Origin of the sequence: Mycobacteroides sp. LB1 (genome assembly GCF_013449725.1) — a bacterium.
GTDB lineage: Bacteria > Actinomycetota > Actinomycetes > Mycobacteriales > Mycobacteriaceae > Mycobacterium.
On record NZ_JACCFF010000002.1, the window covers coordinates 286380 to 308766 of the forward strand.

The following is a 22387-nucleotide window of genomic DNA, read 5'->3' on the forward strand; positions in this document are numbered from 1 at the left end:
CGACATTAGGCGACTGCCATGGTGCCCTTCCGGTATGACCGGAAGGTGGTTAACTCGCCTTACCCTATGATCGGCATCCGTGGCTGATCACTCTGAGGAATCCTTGAACAGCGCCGTTGGTGCTGCTCGCGCCGCATTCGACGCCGCAGGCGACCTAGACGCCCTCGCGCAGGCGAAGATCGACCATCTGGGGGAGAAGTCCCCGCTAGCGCTGGCCCGCCAGGCATTGGGCGCGCTGCCGAAGGATCAACGGTCCGAGGCCGGAAAGCTCGTCAACACCGCACGCACACAGGCACAACAAGCGTATGACGACAGACTGGAGGCGCTGCGCGCCGAGCGCGATGCTGCTGTGCTCGTGGCAGAACGCGTCGACGTGACGCTGCCCTCGACGCGTCAGGCCATCGGAGCGCGCCATCCCATCACTATTCTGTCCGAACACATCGCCGACACCTTCGTCGCGATGGGGTGGGAGGTGGCCGATGGCCCCGAGGTCGAGACCGAACATTTCAATTTCGACGCCCTGAACTTTCTGCCGGATCACCCGGCACGCAGTACCCAGGACACCTTCTACGTCGCACCCGAGGACTCCCGACAGGTGCTGCGCACGCACACCTCACCGGTTCAGGTACGCACCCTGTTGGCGCGCGACCTGCCCGTGTACGTGATCTCCCTGGGGCGCGCCTTCCGGACCGACGAAATCGACGCCACCCATCTGCCGGCCTTCCATCAGGTAGAGGGGATCGCCGTGGACCGCGGGCTGACCCTGGCCAACCTCAAGGGCACCCTTGACGCCTTCGCCCGGGCGATGTTCGGGGCACAGGCACACACCCGGATGCGGCCGCACTTCTTCCCCTTCACCGAACCCTCCGCCGAAGTTGACGTCTGGTTCGAGAACAAGAAGGGCGGCGCCGGCTGGGTCGAATGGGGTGGTTGCGGGATGGTCAATCCAAATGTCCTGCGGGCCAGCGGTATTGACCCCGTTGAATACAGCGGTTTCGCGTTCGGCATGGGCCTGGAGCGCACCCTGCAGTTCCGCAACGGCTTACCCGATATGCGCGACATGATCGAGGGTGACGTGCGCTTCAGCCTCCCGTTCGGGGTGAGTGCCTGATGCGCATTCCCTACAGCTGGCTGATCGAGGTCCTCCGCGTCGGCGCTCCGGAATTCTCGGCCCCCCCGGCCGGTATCGAGGAAACCCTGATTCGCATCGGCCACGAGGTCGAAGAGGTGATCGTTCCCGGCCCTGTGAAGGGACCGCTCGTGGTGGGACGGGTCGCCGAGATCACCGAACTTGCCGAGTTCAAGAAGCCGATCCGCTTCTGCCTGGTGGATGTGGGAGAGTCCCAGCCGCGTGAAATCGTCTGTGGTGCTACCAACTTCGTTGTCGACGACCTCGTGGTGGTGGCACTTCCGGGTGCCACCCTGCCCGGCGACTTCACCATTGCGACCCGCAAGACCTACGGACACACATCCGACGGGATGATCTGCTCGACGACGGAGCTGGGTTTGGGCGCTGAATCCTCTGGAATTCTGGTGTTGCCACCGGGCACCGCCGAGCCCGGCGCCGACGCCACCGAGGTGGTCGGGCTGGACGACGCGGTCTTCGATCTGTCGATCACCCCCGATCGGGGATATTGCCTATCCGTTCGCGGGCTGGCACGCGATCTAGCGTGCGCGTACGACCTCGAATTCGCCGATCCCGCTGCGGTAACGCCACTTGCGGCCGATAGGCCGTCTCTGCCCGTACATATCGATACCGGAACCGGGGTCAAGCGCTTCGGGTTGCGCCCGGTCATCGGTATCGATCCGTCGGCGGTATCGCCATGGTGGTTGCAGCGGCGGCTCATGCTCTGCGGTATCCGTGCGATCTCGCCCGCCGTCGACGTCACCAACTACGTGATGCTCGAAATCGGGCACCCGATGCATGCTCATGACAAGGCGCGGATCAAGGGCGATTTCCGGGTGCGGTTCGCGACCCCGGATGAAACGGTGGTCACGCTCGACGACGCGGAACGCAAGCTCGAGCCTGGAGATGTCCTGATCGTCGATGACGCCGGGGTCACCGCCATCGGTGGTGTCATGGGCGCCGGAAGCACCGAGATGCGCGACGACTCCACCGATGTGCTCCTCGAGGCCGCGGTATGGGACCCGGCCTCAGTGCTGCGCACCCAACGCCGGCTACACCTGCACAGCGAGGCCGGGCGTCGCTATGAACGCTCCGTGGATCCTGCGATATCGGCTGCCGCGCTTGACCGTTGCGCCTCGCTGCTACGCGATATCGCCGGTGGAACCACGCCCCCCGAACTGACGGACTGGACCGCCGAAGACCTGGACGACAGCGCAAACAGGATCATTTCCATCCCGGTCGAACTGCCGGCGCGTGTCGCCGGCGTGGAATACGCCGATGGCGTGGTGGAACGCCGGCTCCGCCAGATCGGCGCCGTGGTCAGCCGAGACAAGACAGCCGAGGGCGACACACTGCGGGTGACGCCGCCGAGCTGGCGCCCGGACATCATCGAGGGCGCAGACCTGGTCGAGGAGGTGCTGCGACTCGAAGGTTTGGAGGACATCCCATCGATCCTGCCCGCCGCACCTCAGGGCGGTGGTCTCACGCCCGCACAACAGCGTCGCCGTGCGGTGGGGAAGTCGTTGGCGCTCAACGGGTACACCGAGATCTTGCCGATGCCGTTTCTACCGGCCGGGATATTCGACGCGTGGGGTCTGGACAGCGAGGATCCACGGCGACGCACCACAAAGGTGCTCAACCCACTGGAATCCGATCGCCCGGAGCTGGCCAGCACCCTGTTGCCCGGTGTACTGGAGGCGTTGTCACGCAATATCTCTCGTGGTGCCACTGATATCGCGTTGTTCACCATCGGCCAGGTCGTACGGCCAACCGAGACGACCCGCGCCATCCCGTTGCTCGACGTCACCGACCGCCCGTCCGATGCCGAGCTGAAGGCACTATTCGAATCCCTGCCCGCACAGCCCGTCCACGTGGCACTCGTGCTGGCCGGGGCCCGCGAGCCGAGCGGACCTTGGGGCCGCGGACGTGCCGCCGATGTCACCGATGCGCTGGAGGCGGCCCGGATCATCGGGCGTGCCGCGTACGTCGACGTGTCGTTGCGGGCCGGTGTGGAATTGCCCTGGCATCCCGGGCGCTGCGCAGAGATTGTGGCCGACGGCCAGGTGATCGGCCATGCCGGCGAGCTGCATCCTGCAGTGATCGAGCGTCTCGGACTGCCCAAGCGCACCTGCGCCCTGGAATTGAGTCTTGATGCGCTTCCTGTCACCAATCCTCTCCCTGCGCCAAGGATCTCGCCGTTTCCGGTGGTGCTTCAGGATGTCTCACTGGTAGTCGCCGAGACGGTGCCGGCAGATGCCGTCACCGATGCGTTGCGCGACGGGGCGGGGGAGTTGCTCGAAGATGTGCGGCTGGTGGAGATCTACACCGGACCGCAGATTGGCGAGGGCAACAAATCGCTGAACTTCCGGCTGCGTTTCCGTGCAGCGGATCGCACCCTCACAGAAGACGAAGCCACCGCCGCACGGGTGGCGGCGGTGGCTTCTGCGGCTTCGCGCGTCGGGGCGACCCAACGCGCGTAGCGGGTCTACTTGCCTCGCTGGTCAGCCTGCTCGCGGTGCTGCTCCTGGCGCTGACGATCGGCACGATCCGACATGGAAGGCTCCCTTCTCGTTCGTTTCTGACTGCCGGCACATTCGCCAGCTATCTCCACCGTAACTGTGGCCACCGCGCATTACACCGTTGAGCTCAACTTGAGGTTTACGTGAACATTTCGCGGCGGGAACCTACTCATGCTGCGGTTTTCGGCGATTCGCCTGCGTAGATACCTTTTGGCGAGAACCCGTGACGAATAAACTTGCGTTCTTCTGCATAAAGATACAGAATTGTCGCTATGACTAGTGGGTTCTCGGTCGCGGTCGCCGGTGCCAGCGGATACGCCGGAGGTGAGATCCTGCGCCTACTGCTGTCGCATCCGGCATACGCTGCGGGCCGCCTGCGGATCGGGGTGTTGACCGCCGGTTCGAATGCCGGAACCGACGTCCTCGAGCATCATCCCAACCTGACACCGCTGGCTGACTACAAACTACAGCCCACCGATCCCACACTGTTGCGGGGCCATGACGTGGTGTTCCTCGCGCTACCGCACGGATCTTCGGCGAAGATCGCCGACGAGCTGGGGCCACAGACCCTCATCATCGACTGCGGCGCCGACTTTCGGCTGACCGATACCGCGGCGTGGGAGCGGTACTACGGGTCAAAGCACGCGGGCAGCTGGCCCTATGGGCTTCCCGAACTTCCGGGCGCACGGAACGCCTTGCACGGCACCAAACGCGTCGCGGTTCCCGGCTGCTATCCGACAGCGGCGCTACTGGCGTTGTCCCCTGCGGTGACGGCGGGTCTGGTGGAGCCGTCGGTCACCGTGGTGGCCGTCAGCGGCACCACCGGTGCGGGACGCGCCCCCAAGGCCGACCTGCTCGCCTCCGAAGTGATGGGATCGGCGCGCGCCTACAACATCGCCGGTGCGCACCGCCACACCCCGGAAATCGCACAGGGACTGAATCATCCATCGGGCAAGCCGATGACGGTCTCGTTCACCCCCGTCCTCGTCCCCATGCCCCGCGGGATCCTCGCCACCTGCACCGCGCCGACTACCGCAACCCAAGCCAAGATCCGCGAGGCGTACGAAGAGGCGTACCGCGACGAACCGTTCATCCATCTGCTGCCCGAGGGAAAGTTACCGACCACTAAGGCGGTCTCGGGGAGCAACGCCGTCCATATCGGCCTCGCCGTGGACCCCGACGCCGGCGTACTCGTCGCGATCGCGGCCATCGACAACCTGGTGAAGGGCACCGCCGGCGCCGCGATTCAATCCATGAACCTCGCACTCGGGTGGCCCGAGGGCGATGGTCTGACCATCGTAGGAGTGGCACCGTGACCGATGGTCTTCCCGCAAGCGGCTCATCCACGACTGATGCCATGACATCACCACTGCTGCGCACCCAGGGCGTCACCGCGCCCGCAGGATTCAAGGCGGCAGGAATCACCGCTGGTATCAAGCTTTCTGGCAAACCAGATCTCGCGCTGGTCTTCAACGAGGGGCCGGATTATGCCGCGGCAGGAGTGTTCACCCGCAACAAGGTGAAGGCGGCCCCGGTGCTGTGGACGCAGCAGGTACTCACCACGAGCCGCCTGCGCGCCGTGATTCTCAATTCCGGTGGAGCCAATGCCTGTACCGGACCGCAGGGATTCCAGGACAGCCACGCCACCGCCGAAGAGGTCGCGAAGACCCTCAGCGATTGGGGCACCGAGACCGGCGCCATCGAGGTCGCCGTGTGTTCCACCGGCCTCATCGGCGATCGGCTGCCCATGGACAAGGTGCTGGCCGGAGTGCAGGAAATCGTGCACGAACTGGCCGGCGGCCTGGGCGGCGGGACCGATGCGGCGCACGCCATCATGACCACCGATACCGTGCCCAAAGAGGTTGCACTACACCATAAAGCCGGCTGGACAGTAGGTGGCATGGCCAAGGGCGCGGGCATGTTGGCGCCCTCCCTGGCCACCATGCTGGTGGTCATCACCACCGATGCCGCCGTGCCCGCCCGGCAGCTCGATTCCGCGCTGCGGGCAGCAACTGCACGCACCTTCGACCGGCTCGATGTCGACGGCAGCTGTTCCACCAACGACACCGTGCTTCTCCTGGCCTCCGGCGCAAGCGAGATCGCACCTGACGCTCAAGAATTCGCCGAGGCGGTCTTCCAGGTCTGCGACGACCTCGCCGCGCAGCTGCAGTCCGATGCCGAAGGCGTCACCAAACGGATCCTGATCACCGTCACCGGCGCGGTCAGCGAGGACGACGCTGTCGCCACCGCCCGGACCGTCGCCCGCGACAGCCTCGTCAAGACCGCCCTGTTCGGTTCCGACCCCAACTGGGGCCGGGTGCTCGCCGCGGTGGGGATGGCGCCGGTGGACCTGGACCCGGATCGTGTCACGGTATCGTTCAACGGAAATCTGGTGTGTGCCAACTGCACCGGCGTGCCGGGTGCCCGCGACATCGATTTGTCCGGGCCGGATGTCGAGGTGCTCATCGACCTCGCGGCGGGAGACCAGACGGCGACCATCCGTACCACCGATCTGTCGCACGCCTATGTCGAAGAGAATTCGGCGTACAGCTCATGAAGGCTTCCCAAGAAAAAGCAGAAGTCCTAGCGGCCGCGCTGCCGTGGCTCAAGAAGCTGCACGGCACCATCGTCGTCATCAAATACGGCGGTAACGCGATGACCGACGATGCACTGAAGAATGCCTTCGCCGAGGACATGGTGTTCCTGCGTAACTGCGGTATCCACCCGGTCGTCGTGCATGGCGGCGGCCCCCAGATCACGTCGATGCTGAAAAAGCTCGGCATATCGGGCGAGTTCAAGGGCGGATTCCGGGTCACCACACCAGAAGTCCTCGATATCGTGCGCATGGTGCTGTTCGGCCAGGTCGGTCGTGAGCTCGTCGGGTTGATCAACGGTCACGGACCGTATGCGGTCGGCATCACCGGCGAGGACGCACAACTGTTCACGGCGGTCCGGCGTACCGCGACCATCGACGGCGTAGAGACCGATATTGGCCTGGTCGGCGATGTGGCACAGGTGAATCCGGAAGCGATCCTCGACCTGATCGACGCCGGGCGGATCCCCGTGGTGTCCACCCTTGCACCCGACGCCGACGGTGTGGTGCACAACCTCAATGCCGATACCGCGGCCGGCGCGCTCGCCGAAGCCCTTGGCGCCGAACGTCTCCTGATGCTCACCGATATCGAGGGTCTGTACACCGACTGGCCCGACCGCACCTCACTTGTCACCGAGATCGGGGCTGAGGATCTGCGCGAGCTCGCCCCCGGTCTGGAGTCGGGGATGATCCCCAAGATCGAGGCATGTCTGCGGGCGGTGGACGGCGGGGTTCCCAGTGCCCACATCATCGACGGACGCGTCGAACATTGCGTGCTGGTCGAGCTATTCACCGACGAGGGCATCGGGACGATCGTCAGGAGCCAATCATGAGCAACACCAGTCAGACTCAGCAGCGCTGGGAACACGTCATGATGAACAACTACGGGACACCACCGGTTGTTCTTGCCGAGGGCGATGGCGCCGTCGTCACCGACGTCGACGGCAAGCGATACCTGGATCTGTTGGGCGGCATCGCCGTCAATGTTCTGGGCCACCGCAATCAAGCCGTCATCGACGCCGTCACGCACCAGCTCTCCACGCTCGGCCACACCTCCAATCTGTACGCGACGGGGCCCGGCATCGAGCTCTCCGAGGCGCTGATCGCACGATTGGGCGTGCCCGGCAGGGTGTTCCTATGCAATTCCGGTACCGAGGCCAATGAGGCCGCGTTCAAGCTGACCCGGCTCACCGGACGCACCAAAGTCATAGCGGCCGAAGGTGCTTTCCACGGCCGTACCATGGGTTCGCTTGCACTCACCGGCCAGCCGACCAAGCAGGCGCCGTTCGAGCCACTGCCCGCCGGGGTAGTACACGTACCGTACGGCGACCTGGCCGCCATCGAGGCGGCAGTCGACGGCGATACCGCCGCCGTCTTCCTGGAACCGATCATGGGCGAAGGCGGTGTGGTGGTCCCGCCGGAGGGTTACCTCGCTGGAGTACGAGAGATCACCACGCGCCACGGTGCACTCCTGGTGCTCGATGAGGTGCAAACCGGAATCGGACGCACGGGAACATTCTTCGCCCACCAACAGGTGGGTATCACCCCCGATGTCGTCACCCTGGCCAAGGGACTCGGCGGCGGGTTGCCCATCGGTGCCTGCATCGCGACCGGAGCGGCCGCGGATCTGCTCACTCCGGGCTTGCACGGCAGCACATTCGGGGGCAATCCCGTCTGTGCCGCGGCGGCCCTGGCGGTACTGCGCGTCCTCGATGAGAAGAATCTCGTCGACCACGCCGCTGCGGCGGGGAAGTCCTTGAGCCACGCCATCGAAGGGCTGAACCATCCGTTGGTCGCGCGGGTACGCGGTGCCGGTCTGCTCCTTGGCATCGTCCTGAACGAACAGCGCGCCAAGGCCGCCGAGGCCGCGGCACGCGATGCCGGCTTCCTTCTCAATGCCGCGGCACCCGATGTGCTGCGGCTGGCCCCACCGCTGATCATCAGTGACGAACAGATCGAGGAGTTTGTCGCCGCATTGCCTGGCATCCTCGACACCGCAGCAGAACAGGAGCTGGCATGAACCCGGCGGGAAACATCAGGCATTTTCTGAGGGATGACGATCTGTCACCTGCCGAACAGGCCGAAGTCCTCACGCTGGCCGCCGAACTCAAGAAGGCGCCGTTCTCGCGGCGGCCGCTTGAGGGCCCGCATGGGGTGGCCGTCATCTTCGAGAAGAACTCCACCCGAACCCGCTTCTCTTTCGAGATGGGCATCGCCCAGCTGGGCGGGCACGCGGTGGTCGTCGACAGTCGCACCACCCAGCTGGGCCGCGAGGAGACCCTCGAAGACACCGGACAGGTGCTGTCCCGCTACGTAGAAGCCATCGTGTGGCGCACCTACGCGCAGGAACGCCTGACCGCCATGGCCTCCGGTTCCACGGTGCCGATCGTCAACGCCCTGTCCGACGACTTCCACCCCTGCCAGGTCCTTGCGGATCTGCAGACGCTCGCAGAGCGCAAGGGCTCCCTGGCAGGGCTGCGTCTGACCTATCTCGGTGACGGCGCGAACAATATGGCGCACTCTTTGATGATCGGCGGGGTCACTGCCGGTATCCATGTCACGGTCGCCGCACCGAGCGGGTTTGCGCCCCACCCCAAGTACGTGTCCGAGGCTCAGAAGATCGCCACAAACACCGGAGCGACGGTGACGGTGACGGCTGACCCGGCGGCGGCCGCGGCCGGTGCCGACGTACTCGTCACCGACGCCTGGACCTCCATGGGACAGGAGAACGACGGGCTCGACAGGGTCCGCCCATTCCGGCCGTTCCAGATCAACGACGAGCTCCTTGGTCTCGCGGATACCGAAGCCGTTGTACTGCACTGCCTTCCCGCGCATCGCGGCCATGAGATCACCGACGAGGTGCTCGATGGTCCGCAGAGTGCGGTGTGGGATGAGGCCGAGAACCGTCTGCACGCACAAAAGGCATTGCTGGTCTGGTTGTTGGAGAACAGGCGATGACAGCCGCACACGCGGCCGATACCCGGGCGGGACGCCAGGCCCGCATCGTGGCGCTCCTATCCACCCAATCAGTGCGCAGCCAAGGCGAATTGGCGGCCCTATTGGCGGCCGAGGGCATCGAAATCACCCAGGCCACCTTGTCCAGGGATCTCGATGAGCTCGGTGCCGTCAAACTCCGTGCGGCCGACGGCGGGGTGGGGGTGTACGTAGTACCCGAGGACGGTAGTCCCGTCCGCGGTGTATCGGGCGGCACCGACCGGCTCTCCCGGTTGCTGGGGGAGCTGCTGGTATCCACCGATGCCAGCGGTAATCTCGCGGTACTGCGCACGCCTCCCGGTGCCGCGCACTATCTCGCCAGCGCGATCGACCGCGCTGCACTACCCGACATTGTCGGGACCATCGCGGGGGATGACACCATTGCGGTGATCGCCCGCGAACCGTTGACCGGAGCCCAGCTCGCCGCACAGTTCGAACAGCTTGCTTAATAAGGAGAATCATGACTAGCAGTGACCGCGTAATCCTGGCCTACTCGGGCGGGCTCGATACGTCGGTGGCGATCAGCTGGATCGGCAAGGAGACCGGCCGCGAGGTGGTCGCCGTCGCGATCGACCTCGGCCAGGGTGGCGAGGACATGGAGGTGGTGCGCCAGCGTGCCATCGACTGCGGCGCCGTCGAAGCGGTTGTCGTCGATGCCCGTGACGAATTCGCCGACGAGTACTGCCTGCCGACCGTGCAATCCAATGCGCTGTACATGGATCGGTACCCGCTGGTGTCGGCGATCAGCCGCCCGCTGATCGTCAAGCACCTGGTTGCCGCCGCTCGCGAGCACGGCGGCGGTATCGTCGCCCACGGCTGCACCGGTAAGGGTAACGACCAGGTGCGGTTCGAGGTCGGATTCGCTTCGCTGGCACCGGATCTGGAGGTGCTGGCGCCGGTCCGCGACTACGCCTGGACCCGCGAGAAGGCCATCACGTTCGCCTCCGAGAACGCGATCCCGATCAACGTGACCAAGAAGTCACCGTTCTCCGTCGACCAGAACGTATGGGGCCGCGCGGTGGAAACCGGCTTCCTGGAAGATCTTTGGAACGCTCCGACCAAGGACGTGTACGACTACACCGAGGACCCGACCCTCAACTGGGGTGCACCCGACGAGCTGATCGTCACCTTCGACAAGGGTGTGCCGACCGCGATCGACGGCAACCCGGTCACAGTGCTGGAGGCCATCGTCGAGCTCAACCGGCGTGCAGGGGCCCAGGGCGTGGGCCGCCTCGACGTCGTCGAGGATCGACTGGTCGGCATCAAGAGCCGCGAAATCTACGAGGCCCCAGGCGCGATGGTTCTCATCACCGCACACGAGGAGCTGGAGCACGTCACCCTGGAGCGCGAGCTCGGCCGGTACAAGCGGCACACCGACCAGAAGTGGGCCGAGCTGGTGTATGACGGCCTGTGGTACTCACCGCTGAAGCGCTCGCTGGAAGCGTTTGTCGCGGATACCCAGCAGCATGTCTCCGGCGACATCCGACTGGTGCTGCACGGCGGAAACATCTCGGTGAACGGTCGCCGCAGCGCCGAATCCCTTTACGACTTCAACCTGGCCACCTACGACGAAGGCGACAGCTTCGATCAGTCGAGCGCCAAGGGTTTCGTGCATATTCATGGTCTCTCGTCGAAGATCTCCGCCCAGCGGGACCTGTCGGGGAAGTGAGCACCAACGAGGGATCCCTGTGGGGCGGCCGGTTCGCCGGCGGCCCGGCACCCGCGCTGGCGGCGCTGAGCAAGTCGACCCACTTCGACTGGGCGCTGGCCCGTTACGACATCCGCGCCTCGATCGCGCATGCCCGAGTGCTTCGCAAGGCCGACCTGCTCACCGATGAGCAGCTGTCGGCTCTGGTCGACGGATTGCGGCAGTTAGACCGCGATGTGGCGTCTGGGCAGTTCGTCCCGGCCGATACCGACGAGGATGTACACGGCGCGCTCGAACGCGGGTTGATCGAACGTGTCGGACCCGATAACGGCGGCCGACTGCGTGCCGGCCGGTCTCGAAATGATCAGGTGGCCACGCTGTTTCGGATGTGGCTGCGCGATGCGGCCGGGCGGGTCTCCGAAGGCGTGCTCGACGTGGTGCAGGCACTGGCCGATCAGGCCGGCGCGCACCCCGAGGCGATCATGCCGGGCAAGACCCACCTGCAGGCCGCCCAACCGGTGCTGCTCGCACACCACCTACTTGCGCACGCGCAGCCACTGCTGCGCGATGTGGACCGACTTATCGACTGGGACCGACGGACCGCCGTCTCGCCCTACGGGGCCGGCGCGCTGGCAGGCTCTTCGTTGGGCCTGGACCCCGATGTCATCGCATTGGACCTAGGATTCACCGCGGCCGCGGATAATTCGATCGATGCGACCTCGGCACGCGATTTCGCGGCCGAAGCCGCCTTCGTTTTCGCGATGATCGCGGTCGACCTGTCGCGGCTGTCTGAGGATATTATCCTCTGGAGCACAACAGAATTCGGATATGCGGAGCTCGATGACTCCTGGTCAACCGGCAGTTCGATCATGCCGCAGAAGAAGAACCCCGATATCGCGGAGCTGGCCCGGGGGAAGTCGGGGCGACTGATCGGCAATCTCACCGGCCTGCTCGCCACGCTGAAGGCTCAGCCGCTGGCCTATAACCGGGACCTGCAGGAAGACAAGGAGCCGCTGTTCGATTCGGTGGCCCAGCTGGAGATGCTGTTGCCCGCGATGGCCGGGTTGGTCGCAACGCTGCGGTTCCAGATAGACCGCATGGCCGAGCTGGCCCCGGCCGGGTTCACGCTGGCCACCGACCTGGCGGAATGGATGGTGCGCCAGGGCGTGCCGTTCCGTATTGCGCACGAGGCAGCGGGGGAGGCGGTGCGGGTGGCCGAGGCTCGTGGTGTCGGCCTGCAGGACCTCACCGACAACGAACTTGCGGGCATTCACCCGGACCTGACCGGGGAGGTGCGTGCGGTGCTCACCACCTCCGGATCTGTCGCGTCTCGCAACGCGCGCGGTGGTACTGCACCCGAACGGGTGAGCGAGCAGCGCGAGCTGGTGTTGGCACGTCTAAACCTGCTGCGCGGTCAGAGCGGCTAACATCCGTAGCCATGGACGGCGAGCCGGACCCGATGTCATCGGGCCCCGGTCCGGGGGGCGACATACCGGACGACCCGAATGCGGCCTGGCGCCGTCCGGGGGTTGTGGAGGCTGTTTCCGCCGAGCCGCCAGGCTCCGATGCCGCTGAGCCTGCCGGAACGCCGCCCGAACAAGGAGTCCTCGCCCGAACTGCCCACACGGTAGGCAGCTGGTGGAACGACCTCGAGTTTGTACAGATGTGGCATGTGGTCGCCGTGATCGCGGTTGCCGCTACCGCAGGGTTCGGCGGATTGGATGCCGTCGACACGACTCCACAGACCTTCGAGCTGGGCACGCCGTTCGATAATGGTGAATTCACCATCACGGTGCAGAAGGCCATTCTGCGGCCGCAAATCGCCGGCGGTGGCGCCGTGATTGCGAAGGAAAAGCCCGGGCGGATGTACCTTGCCGTCGTCGCGGAGGTTACCAATCATGCCGATAGGGTGGGTCTTGTCGCCGGCAACTTCGCCCTGCCAGATATGACAGATGCGCAGGACATCTTCCTGCCGAAGCTACAGAACGCTACGGTTTTCCGGATCGAGGACGGCAGCAATCTGATTGAGCTGCAACCTGATCTGACCGAGAAGGTGGCGGTCGTGTGGAGCGTTCCTACCGCCGCCGTACCACCGGGCTCCCAGGTATCGGTTCAGGTGCCGTATCGAGCTTTCAGCCGTGGCTTCGTGAACTATGGCGAGGGCTGGATTGACAACGGCAAGACAGCGACAGCCACTGTACCGGTGGAGGTTCCATCATGATCTTGTCGAAAGATCTCGCGGCATTACGCGCCTCTTCACCGCTATTGCGCCTCTCCAGCACGGCCGTCGTGGTCGCCGTCATCTTGTCCGCGTCGGTATTCGTCTGGAATCGTCTGCCGAATGCCGCCGCGACGCAGAATGCCTTTGACGTTCATGGCTCGATGGGAAGTTCCGTCACCGGGCGGCTGTTCTCTGCCACAGTGACGAAAGTCGGGGTGGCGCCGGTGGTCAAACACACGGGTTACTCCCCTCGGCAACGGAATATCAAGTCCGTCGGCCAGTGGGTGGTCGTCAAGCTCAACATCACGTCCATGACCGAAGCCCCTCAGGCCGATGCGATACTGGCATTTGGCGAGAAGGGCTACACGCCCGACGACCGGCTTCGAGGTTCCACATTGCTTGGCGCACAGCTGACTCCGCTGATCCCTCAGACCGGTGTTTTCGTTTTCGAGGTCAGCTCGGGTGTACTTGAGCATGCCAGCTCGGCGAAGCTGTACATTTTCTACGCTGCTGGGCAATACAAATGGGACTCGCGGCTTGTCATCGACATTCCGCTTGACATCGAGCATGCGCCACGTTCGTCCGTTATCGCGCTTCCGATAACGGTGGTGGGCAAGCAATGAGTGATATGGCAACCAGTACCGAGGGCCCACGCCATCGGCGTGACAACGCTACAGATCAGCTGCCGTTGCGGTCACGATTGTGGTTTCGCAACGCCATCGCAGGAGTGGTCGTTATCGCCGTGTTCACCGGAGTGTGGGCTATCTCGCTCCGTGGCCCCTGGCGTGACTATCGAGCCAGCGTGACGCCTCTTCATCTAATTCCTGCCGGCCAGTCCGGTGATGCCTACGGACAGAGCTGGCGTCTTGCCGGGATCAAACACCTCGGCAAGGCCCCGCACGGAGCCAACGGGATTGTGCCGAAGGGGGCAGAGCTGGCGGTGGTCACGATCGAACGTTCGGGTGCGGTTCCAGAAGATTTTTTCTGCGACGGAAGACTCACCGACGGCGCGCGTTTATGGCCGGAGGCTCCATTCCTGACGTACACGGTGCCGCCTCCCGACGGTGTCGTCGATCACTGTGACAAACCGGGGAACCTCCAGCTCACCTTCCTGGTGCCCGACGATGTCACTATGACGGCAGTCGACATAGTGAACCCGGTGGGCGGCGGAAACCAAATTCTGGTCAGGCTTGAAATTCCCTGAGTTTTACGCTCCGGAGACTGCAGGATTTGCCGGGCGGGAATCATCCGGGTCGCCCGGATAGTCAAAAATCTCATTCTCGTGCGTCGCGGGCTCGTATGGCACGGACGATTCCGCCTCGACTCGTTCAACGCAGTGGGCGAAGACTGACGCAATGACGCAAATACGTAGTGAGGCAACAAGAACACCCGAAATCGCCGTAAGTATGGGGGCGACACCATTCCAGAACGACAGGGGATGGGGCCCCAATATCCAGGCGAAGCCACGCGTCAAATACCCGCCAACCTGCATTTGTGTCGTCAAGAAACTATCGGACATGTCTAACCACGACAGACACAGGTAAACCAGTACGTAGCTTGACAGCACCACTAAACCGCCGTGCAGCACCAGGCGCGCCGAATCGATAACGGGTTTGGCGCTGCCGAATTGGGACAACAGCCAATCCTTAGCCTTACCTCTGGTCTGCTCGGACAGCCTGCCGCTCACTTGGCGCTGCACCCGGTCCCGGGCGGGCGCCAGCTTGTCGGCCGCCGCATCGGCCTGCCTACCAGCTAATCGGCGAAGCACTCCACGCCAGCTGGCCTTGTCGGACGAGCCGTAGATGATGCCTGCGATGGCCAACCAGACCAGCGGTACTGCCGCAGCGCCCCAGACGATATGCCACACGTCGCCCACAATGCTCCACAGAACTTCCAGCGGGCGAAAATGCGAGAACAACTCGCGACGCATGTCCTCAGCCCAGACCACGATGCGGCGTTCCTTAAACCAGGCCGACGGACTGAGGAAGAAGCTCACACCCTTGCTGGCCGAGAAGGAGAGCACCAGGAAGACCCACAGGGCATCCAGATACACCCTGATGAAGACAAACCACCCCGGCAATCTCTTCTTGATCGGCCCGAGGTTCAACGCTAGCCGGAGGATAAAGGCACCGGTAATAAGAACCCAGACATAACTGGTTACCGGAACATTCCCCAAGTCGGCTATCTGGTCGCCAGTGGTCATCCGCGCGCCGATGCGGTGCCACATCACCTTCTGCTCGTAGGTCAACCAGTCGTCCTGGAACATCTTCCACGCGAGGTAGATAACGAAGAATGGCAGCACGATACTGGCGAACAGATCGATATTGCGCAGCGAGATCTTGGGCATCCCCGCGAGCACCGGGATGGCCGGTCTCAGCACCAGGAACATCGCGATGATCGACCCAAGGCGGGCCAGACCGGCGAATGGCATGAGCAGATCGACTACTAGATAGTTGTTCCAGCCGTATTTGGCGGCGAGTTCGATGACGATATTGCGCCCCAATAGCCCCAGCAGGTAACACGCAGCCAGCTGCGGAAGATAGGTGAGCCAGAGGCGCAGAGGCCGCAGTAACAGATTCCCCACCGGGTCATCGTAGAGGTTCGCTGCGGTCTGTTTCGCTCGATCATGCGATAGACGATTCGGCCAGTCCGGCACACCCGTTGTGACAGGATGAGCGGGCCCTCACCTGGGCGGCACGGGTAAACGACCGGTATCTAGGAGCAGCTGTGGCCTTCAATCTCTCCTCCTTGACCAAACCCGTGGCACGTCTGGCAGCCACCGCGCAGAACGGCCTGGAGGTCCTGCGCCTCGGTGGGCTCGAAACCGACAACACGGCGTCACCGCATCAGATCGTCGAGAGCGTCCCCATGTACCGGCTGCGCCGCTACTTCGCACCGAGCTCGCCGGGCGAGGACGCAGGCCCCGTGGTCCTGATGGTGCACCCGATGATGATGGCCGCCGATATGTGGGACGTCGCCCAGGACGCTGGTGCCGTCGGCATCCTGCACCGGGCCGGTATCGATCCATGGGTCATCGACTTCGGCAGCCCCGACCGGATTGCCGGCGGCATGGAACGCACCCTGTCAGATCACATCGTCGCCGTCAGTGACGCCATCGAGACCGTGCATCGCATCACCGGCCGCCAGGTGCATCTGGCTGGATACTCCCAGGGCGGCATGTTCTGCTATCAGACTGCTGCCCTGCGTAAATCACGCACCATCGCGAGCATCATCACCTTCGGCTCGCCGGTCGACGCCACCGCCGCGATGCCCATGGGGATGCCCGCCGGGCTGTCCGCGGATATCGCCGAGTTCATGGCAGACCACGTGTTCAGTCGATTCTCCATCCCGGCCTGGTCGGCTCGGATCGGGTTTCAGATGCTCGACCCGGTCAAGACCATCAAGGGCCGCCTCGACTTCCTCCGACAGCTGCACGACCGTGACGCCCTGCTGCCCCGGGAACAGCAGCGCAAGTTCCTGGCCAACGACGGCTGGATCGCCTGGTCTGGCCCCGCCATCGCCGAGCTGCTGCGCCAGTTCGTGGTGCACAACCGTATGACCACCGGCGGGTTCACCGTCAACGACCGCGTCGTCACCCTCAGCGATATCACCTGCCCGGTTCTCGCGGTCGTCGGCGAGGTCGATGACATCGGGCAACCCGCTTCGGTGCGCGGCATCCTGCGGGCAGCCCCGAAGGCCGATGTCTACGAATACCTGATCCGGGCAGGACACTTTGGTCTCGTGGTCGGCTCCACTGCCGTGGCCCAGACCTGGCCGACGGTAGGCCAATGGGTGCAGTGGCGCGACGGTGAGGGACCTAAACCGCCGGCGGTCGACCTGATGTACGAACACGAAAGTGGCCAGCTCGATGGGGGTGTGCCCATCACCTCGCGGGTCGCGCATGGGTTGAGCACCACCACCGAGGTCGCGATCGCCGCCGCGCGCACGGCCGGAATGGCTGCGGCCGCCGCCAACAAGTCGGTGAAATCCATTGCCATCGAAGCGGTTCGCACCCTTCCACGGTTGACACGTCTGGGTCAGATTCACGATCACACCCGAATCTCTTTGGGCCGGTTGATGGCCGAACAGGCACGCCGCACTCCCAATGGAGAGAGCTTCCTCTTCGACGGCCGGGTACACACCTACGAAGCGGTGGATCGACGCATCAACAATGTAGTGAGGGGCCTCATCGAGGTGGGCGTCCGCCAGGGTGTCCGGGTGGGGATTCTCATGGAGACCCGTCCCAGCGCCCTGGTGGCGATCGCCGCACTGTCCCGTCTGGGCGCCGTCGCGGTGCTACTGCCGCCGGACGCAGATCTCGAGCTCGCCGTGAAGCTGGGGGAGATTTCCGAGCTACTCACCGACCCTCCGAATCTTCCTGCTGCACAAGGTCTTTCCGTGCATGTGCTGGTACTCGGCGCCACCGCTAACCGCGACGTGTCGATACCCGACGATGGCTCGATTATCGACATGGAGAAGATCGACCCCGATGCGGTCGAGCTACCCGGCTGGTACCGGCCCGATCCCGGGCAGGCTCGCGATCTCGCCTTCGTGATGTTCAGCGGATACGGATCCCGTCTGGTACCCAAGCAAATCACCAACCATCGATGGGCACTGTCTGCCTTTGGTACCGCATCGGCGGCCGCACTGAGCTCCAACGACACCGTGTATTGCCTCACCCCGCTGCACCACCAGTCCGGGCTCTTGGTGAGCCTGGGCGGGGCCGTCGCCGGCGGCGCACGAATTGCCCTGTCGCGCGGTCTCAATCCCGATCGATTCGTCCAGGAGATCCACCAGTACGGCGTGACCGTCGTCTCCTATACCTGGGCGATGATGCACGAGGTGATCGACGATCCCGGGTTGGCCTTGGGTGCGCATCACCCAGTGCGGCTGTTCATCGGCTCCGGTATGCCCTCTGGGCTGTGGCGGCGGGTCACCGAGAGATTCGCGCCCGCTCGTGTCGTTGAGTTCTTCGCAACCACCGATGGGGAGGCGGTGCTGGCGAATGTGTCCGGTACCAAGATCGGTAGCAAGGGGCGCCCGCTGCCCGGCGGCGGTCAGGTTCGACTCGCCGCGTATGACCCGATCGACGATGTAATCATCGAGGGGGAAGACGGTTTCGTTCAGATCGCCAAGCCCGGCGAGGTCGGTCTGCTACTTGCGAAGCCACCTGGCGATGTGGACCCCGCCGCCGCGGTTCGGCGCGGCGTCTTCGCCCCGGGTGACACCTGGGTCTCTTCGGAGTCTCTCTTCCGCCGTGATGACGACGGTGACTTCTGGATGCTCGATGGACGTAGTTCCGCGATCCGGACCGCACACGGCGTGGTGTACGCCGAAGCCACGAGTCACGCGCTGGGCTCCGTGGGTGCCATCGACCTAGTCGCGACCTATCCCGTGGAGGTCGGCGAGACCAACATTGCAGTGACTGCCGTGGTGCTCCGACCTGGCGAGGCAATATCGCCCGCTGACCTATCGGAAGCCTTTGCCGCCGTATCTATCTCGGAGCGTCCCGGCCTTATCAAGGTGGTGCCCACACTGCCGCTCAGTGCGACATATCGGCCGTCCACCACGCACCTACGGACATTCGGGTTGCCAAAGCCGGGACGGCAGACCTGGCACCTCGACCCGGAGTCGGGTGTGTACCACCGACTTACCGCCGCGACCTACGAGGCATTACAGGAGGCTATGTCGTGACACGCGCCGGGGCACGCCTCATGGCCACGATGCAGAACGGCTTTGAGGTGCTCCGGCTTGGCGGGCTACGCGGCGATACCCAGCCATCGCCATTCTCTGTAGTTGAACAGACTTCGATGTATCGACTACGGCACTACTTCCCGGGCAGTGCTGGCGTCAACCGCCCCGTGGTGCTACTGGCGCATCCAATGATGGTGTCGGCCAACATGTTCGATGTCAATCGGCAGGACGGAGCAGTCGGCATCCTGCATGCGCGCGGCACAGACGTATGGGTGATCGACTTCGGGAACCCCAACCGGATCCGCGGCGGTATGAAACGTACCTTCGCCGATCACGTCGTCGCGGTCAGCGCGGCCGTCGACACGGTGCACCGGCTCACGGGCCGCCCGATTCACCTGGCGGGATACTCCCAGGGCGGCATGTTCTGTTACACGGCGGCAGCATTGCGCAAGTGCCAGGACATCGCCAGCGTCATCACGTTTGGTGCGCCTGTCGACGCGGTGGCGGCACTTCCCATGGGGATCCCGGCCGACCTTGGCGCCCGCGGCGCGAGCCTGCTCGCCGGCATATTCGGATTGTTCGGTTGGCTGAGCATCCCAGGATGGTTGGCCCGTATCGGGTTTGAACTGATGACCCCGATCAAGACGCTGCGCAACAGGCTGGGATTCCTCTTTCAGTTGCACAACCGCGAGGCACTGCTGCCTCGAGAGCAACAACGCCGCTTCCTGGGCGGGGAGGGCTGGATCGCGTGGTCCGGGCCGGCGGTCGCGGAATTCTTGCGGCAGTTCGTGACGCAGAACCGGATGATGAGCGGTGGCTTCGTGATCGACGATCAGCTGGTGACCCTCACCGACATCACCTGTCCGGTGCTGGCATTCATCGGTGACGCCGACGACATCGGACAGCCGGTGTCGGTCCGTGGTATCGGGCGTGCCGCACCGCGCGCGGAGGTATACGAATCCACGCTGCCCGTCGGGCATTTCGGCCTCATCGTCGGATCCGGCGCTACCACCTCGACCTGGCCGACCGTCGCCCAGTGGATACCGTGGGTACAGGGCAGTACCAGCAAGCCTGCCGGCATCGTGCCGATGCCAACCGGTCCCGTGACCGGCTCCGGGGTAACCATCACCAAACGCGTGAGCGCCGCGTTGTCGGCGGTGTACGACAGCGCCGCACAGACGTCGAGGGTTCTCTTTCCGCTACTTCTGGGCGCGCCGCGTCGCCTCCGGCAAGTCGGTGTTACGCGGCTGGCCGTGGAGGCCGTGCGTACTCTCCCGCGGCTCAATCGACTGGACCAGATACATCCCAGTACCCAGATCTCGTTGGGACGTTTGCTATCCGAACAGGCACAACGCGCACCCTCCGGGGAGTGCTTCCTCTTCGAGGACCGAGTGCACACCAATGAATCGGTCCAGCGTCGCGTCGACAATGTGGTGAAAGGCTTGATTCATAGCGGTGTCCGCCAGCAGACCCGGGTCGGCGTACTGATGGACACCCGGCCCAGCGCGCTCGTCGCCATCGCGGCGCTGTCGCGATTGGGGGCCGTTGCGGTTCTTCTGGCCCCCGACGGCGATCTGGCGGAATGCGCACGGCTCGGCGACATCACCACACTCCTTTGCGATCCGCCCAACCTCGAAGGTGCTCGGCGAGTTTCCGTGCCCGTCTTGGTCTTGGGAGGCGGGGAGACCCGCGAGCTGGCGCTACCGGCAAACGGCTCCGTGGTGGATATGGAAAAGATCCGCCCAGGCGCGGTCACTCTTCCCGGGTGGTACCGACCGAACCCGGGCAAGGCCCAGGACCTCGCTTTCGTCATGTTCAGCTCGGCCGGAGGGCAGATCGCAGCCAAGCACATCACCAATCAGCGGTGGGCTTTATCGGCGTTCGGTACCGCGTCGGCAGCAGCCTTGACTTCCAACGACACCGTGTACTGCCTCACGCCGCTGCATCACCAAGCCGGCCTACTGGTCAGCCTTGGCGGAGCAGTAGCCGGGGGAGCGCGAATAGCCTTGGCCCGCAGCCTTGATCCCGCGCAGTTCGGAGCCGAGATACGCCGGTACGGCGTGACCGTGGTCTGCTACACCTGGGCGATGCTGCGTGAGATACTCGACCACCCGGCACTGACAGTCGATCCGAATCATCCGGTTCGAATGTTCATCGGCTCGGGCATGCCGATCGGGCTGTGGCAGCGGGTTCTCGACACCTTTGCCCCTGCAAGGGTTCTGGAGTTTTTCACGACCACCGAGGGCGAGGCCGTACTGGCCAATGTGGCGAGCCGAAAGATCGGCAGCAAGGGTCGCTCACTCCCGGGCTCGGGGCGCGTCAAGCTCGCGAAATACGACGTGACGGCGGGACAGATCATCGACGACGCCAACGGTCTCGCGGCCATACCCGAACGGGGAGAGGTGGGCCTGCTGCTGGCCAAGCCCCGTGGCCGGCTCGACGCCGGCACCGCCACCCGACACGGGGTCTTCGAAGCCGGGGATAGCTGGGTGACAACAGACTTTCTGTTCTCGCGCGATGCCGACGGGGACTATTGGCTCGCCGACTCGCTGTCCGGGGTTGTGCACACCGCGCGCGGGGCCGTGTTCACCCAGCCCATCACCGACGCCCTTAACACGATGGGCGCCGTCGACCTGGCTGTGACGTTCCAGATAACGGCGAATCGCGAGCCCGAGGTGATGTCGGTTGTCTCACTGCGCAGCGGAAAGTCATTGACGACCATCGATCTCAATATGGCGATTTCCACGTTGGACCCGCACCAGCGTCCCCGCTGCGTGCGCGTCGTCAAGGAGATCGCGCTCAGCGCGTCGTATCGGCCCTTGCCACCCAAGATGCGCACGCTGCCGCGTTCCGGGACTGGGGTGTGGCTGTTCAATCCAACGACCCGCCGGTACGACGAGAAGCCGGCCGCGGCCAGAAAGCCCACTGCAGGCACGAGCCGTTCACGGTGATCGCGATCCCGTTCTGGCAGGTCAACCAGAATGGCGAGACACCCCCGCTATTCGCGGGCCACCACACGTTCCCATCACCTTCCGCTGCTGATGTGGCTGCATGTTGTTAGGCTGACCATTCGTAATGCCCGGGAACACCGGAAGGATCTCGTCATGCCGTCACGCCTACGTGCCCTCGCTGGTACCGCACTGGCCACCACCGGCCTCTCCGCCGCCCTGGTGTTCGGGCCCGGTGTCGGCACTGCCAGCGCCGACGTTTTGGACGATATCGCGCACGAATACTCCCTCGGGACCAGCGGCGGCCAGGTCTCGAATCTGGTCCGCACCGCGCTCCAGCTGCGCGCGAAGGGTGCCCAGGTGAGCTCAGCTCAGAACGATGCTCTCAAGGCCGCGCTGGACAAACGTCCCAGCCAGATGCCGCTGATCAACTCGCTGAAGTCGGTTATCGCGACGCAGTCCCAGTTCCTCAAGGCCGCTCAGAAGCCACAGCAGCCGGTACACATCGGGGTGGGCCCCATCAACGGGGGCGGCAACCCCAACGGCGGACCTCCGAACGTTAACCCGGGCAACGGAATCGGTGTCACCGGTGGAGGCGGGCAGCAGATCTTCAACGAGAACATCCCGGTCGGCTGATATCACCG

General features: G+C 64.4%; 17 protein-coding genes. 16 read left to right on the forward strand and 1 reads right to left on the reverse strand.

Features of this window, described 5'->3' with window-relative positions; translation table 11 throughout:
* The first annotated feature begins 79 nt into the window (after positions 1–79).
* From pheS to MLB1_RS24075, 13 genes are all read left to right on the forward strand, one after another.
* On the forward strand, positions 80–1111 hold the full coding sequence (gene pheS, locus MLB1_RS12125) for a phenylalanine--tRNA ligase subunit alpha (RefSeq protein WP_180750062.1): 1032 nt from the start codon (positions 80–82) through the stop codon (positions 1109–1111).
* On the forward strand, positions 1111–3606 hold the full coding sequence (pheT, locus tag MLB1_RS12130; RefSeq protein ID WP_180750063.1) for a phenylalanine--tRNA ligase subunit beta: 2496 nt from the start codon (positions 1111–1113) through the stop codon (positions 3604–3606). The genes pheS and pheT overlap by 1 nt, the downstream gene beginning before the upstream one ends.
* Positions 3607–3917: 311 nt before the next feature.
* Complete coding sequence (gene argC / locus MLB1_RS12135) at positions 3918–4961, forward strand: N-acetyl-gamma-glutamyl-phosphate reductase (RefSeq protein ID WP_180750064.1); 1044 nt, start codon at positions 3918–3920, stop codon at positions 4959–4961.
* A gap of 41 nt (positions 4962–5002) precedes the next feature.
* Positions 5003–6202 (forward strand): bifunctional glutamate N-acetyltransferase/amino-acid acetyltransferase ArgJ, encoded by a 1200-nt coding sequence (argJ, locus tag MLB1_RS12140; protein ID WP_180750360.1) that lies wholly within the window; start codon positions 5003–5005, stop codon positions 6200–6202.
* On the forward strand, positions 6199–7071 hold the full coding sequence (gene argB, locus MLB1_RS12145) for an acetylglutamate kinase (protein ID WP_180750065.1): 873 nt from the start codon (positions 6199–6201) through the stop codon (positions 7069–7071). Before argJ ends, argB begins: the two co-directional genes overlap by 4 nt.
* On the forward strand, positions 7068–8258 hold the full coding sequence (locus MLB1_RS12150; RefSeq protein WP_180750066.1) for an acetylornithine transaminase: 1191 nt from the start codon (positions 7068–7070) through the stop codon (positions 8256–8258). Before argB ends, MLB1_RS12150 begins: the two co-directional genes overlap by 4 nt.
* Positions 8255–9196 carry an ornithine carbamoyltransferase gene (gene argF, locus MLB1_RS12155; RefSeq protein ID WP_180750067.1) on the forward strand — a complete coding sequence of 314 codons (942 nt, stop codon included), beginning with the start codon at positions 8255–8257 and terminating at the stop codon, positions 9194–9196. The genes MLB1_RS12150 and argF overlap by 4 nt, the downstream gene beginning before the upstream one ends.
* Positions 9193–9681, forward strand: a complete 489-nt coding sequence (locus tag MLB1_RS12160; RefSeq protein ID WP_180750068.1) for an arginine repressor — start codon at positions 9193–9195, stop codon at positions 9679–9681. Before argF ends, MLB1_RS12160 begins: the two co-directional genes overlap by 4 nt.
* A gap of 11 nt (positions 9682–9692) precedes the next feature.
* Positions 9693–10901, forward strand: coding sequence for an argininosuccinate synthase (locus MLB1_RS12165; protein ID WP_180750069.1), 1209 nt, complete (start codon positions 9693–9695; stop codon positions 10899–10901).
* Entirely contained in the window at positions 10898–12307 is a 1410-nt protein-coding gene (argH, locus tag MLB1_RS12170; protein ID WP_180750070.1) for an argininosuccinate lyase, read from the forward strand. The genes MLB1_RS12165 and argH overlap by 4 nt, the downstream gene beginning before the upstream one ends.
* 11 nt (positions 12308–12318) lie before the next feature.
* Positions 12319–13101 (forward strand): hypothetical protein, encoded by a 783-nt coding sequence (locus MLB1_RS12175; RefSeq protein WP_180750071.1) that lies wholly within the window; start codon positions 12319–12321, stop codon positions 13099–13101.
* Positions 13098–13724 (forward strand): hypothetical protein, encoded by a 627-nt coding sequence (locus MLB1_RS12180; protein ID WP_180750072.1) that lies wholly within the window; start codon positions 13098–13100, stop codon positions 13722–13724. The genes MLB1_RS12175 and MLB1_RS12180 overlap by 4 nt, the downstream gene beginning before the upstream one ends.
* Positions 13721–14305, forward strand: coding sequence for a hypothetical protein (locus tag MLB1_RS24075; protein WP_255485834.1), 585 nt, complete (start codon positions 13721–13723; stop codon positions 14303–14305). The genes MLB1_RS12180 and MLB1_RS24075 overlap by 4 nt, the downstream gene beginning before the upstream one ends.
* 3 nt (positions 14306–14308) lie before the next feature.
* Here the strand turns inward: MLB1_RS24075 and MLB1_RS12190 are convergent, their stop codons facing one another.
* A complete protein-coding gene (locus MLB1_RS12190) occupies positions 14309–15685 on the reverse strand; it encodes a hypothetical protein (protein WP_180750073.1) in 1377 nt (458 codons plus the stop codon).
* A gap of 143 nt (positions 15686–15828) precedes the next feature.
* Between MLB1_RS12190 and MLB1_RS12195 the strand changes: the two genes are divergently transcribed.
* From MLB1_RS12195 to MLB1_RS12205, 3 genes are all read left to right on the forward strand, one after another.
* On the forward strand, positions 15829–18795 hold the full coding sequence (locus MLB1_RS12195; RefSeq protein ID WP_180750074.1) for an acyl-CoA synthetase: 2967 nt from the start codon (positions 15829–15831) through the stop codon (positions 18793–18795).
* A 20-nt stretch (positions 18796–18815) separates the two neighbouring features.
* Positions 18816–21746 (forward strand): AMP-binding protein, encoded by a 2931-nt coding sequence (locus MLB1_RS12200; protein WP_180750362.1) that lies wholly within the window; start codon positions 18816–18818, stop codon positions 21744–21746.
* A gap of 153 nt (positions 21747–21899) precedes the next feature.
* Entirely contained in the window at positions 21900–22379 is a 480-nt protein-coding gene (locus tag MLB1_RS12205; protein ID WP_180750075.1) for a hypothetical protein, read from the forward strand.
* The last annotated feature ends 8 nt before the right edge of the window (positions 22380–22387 follow it).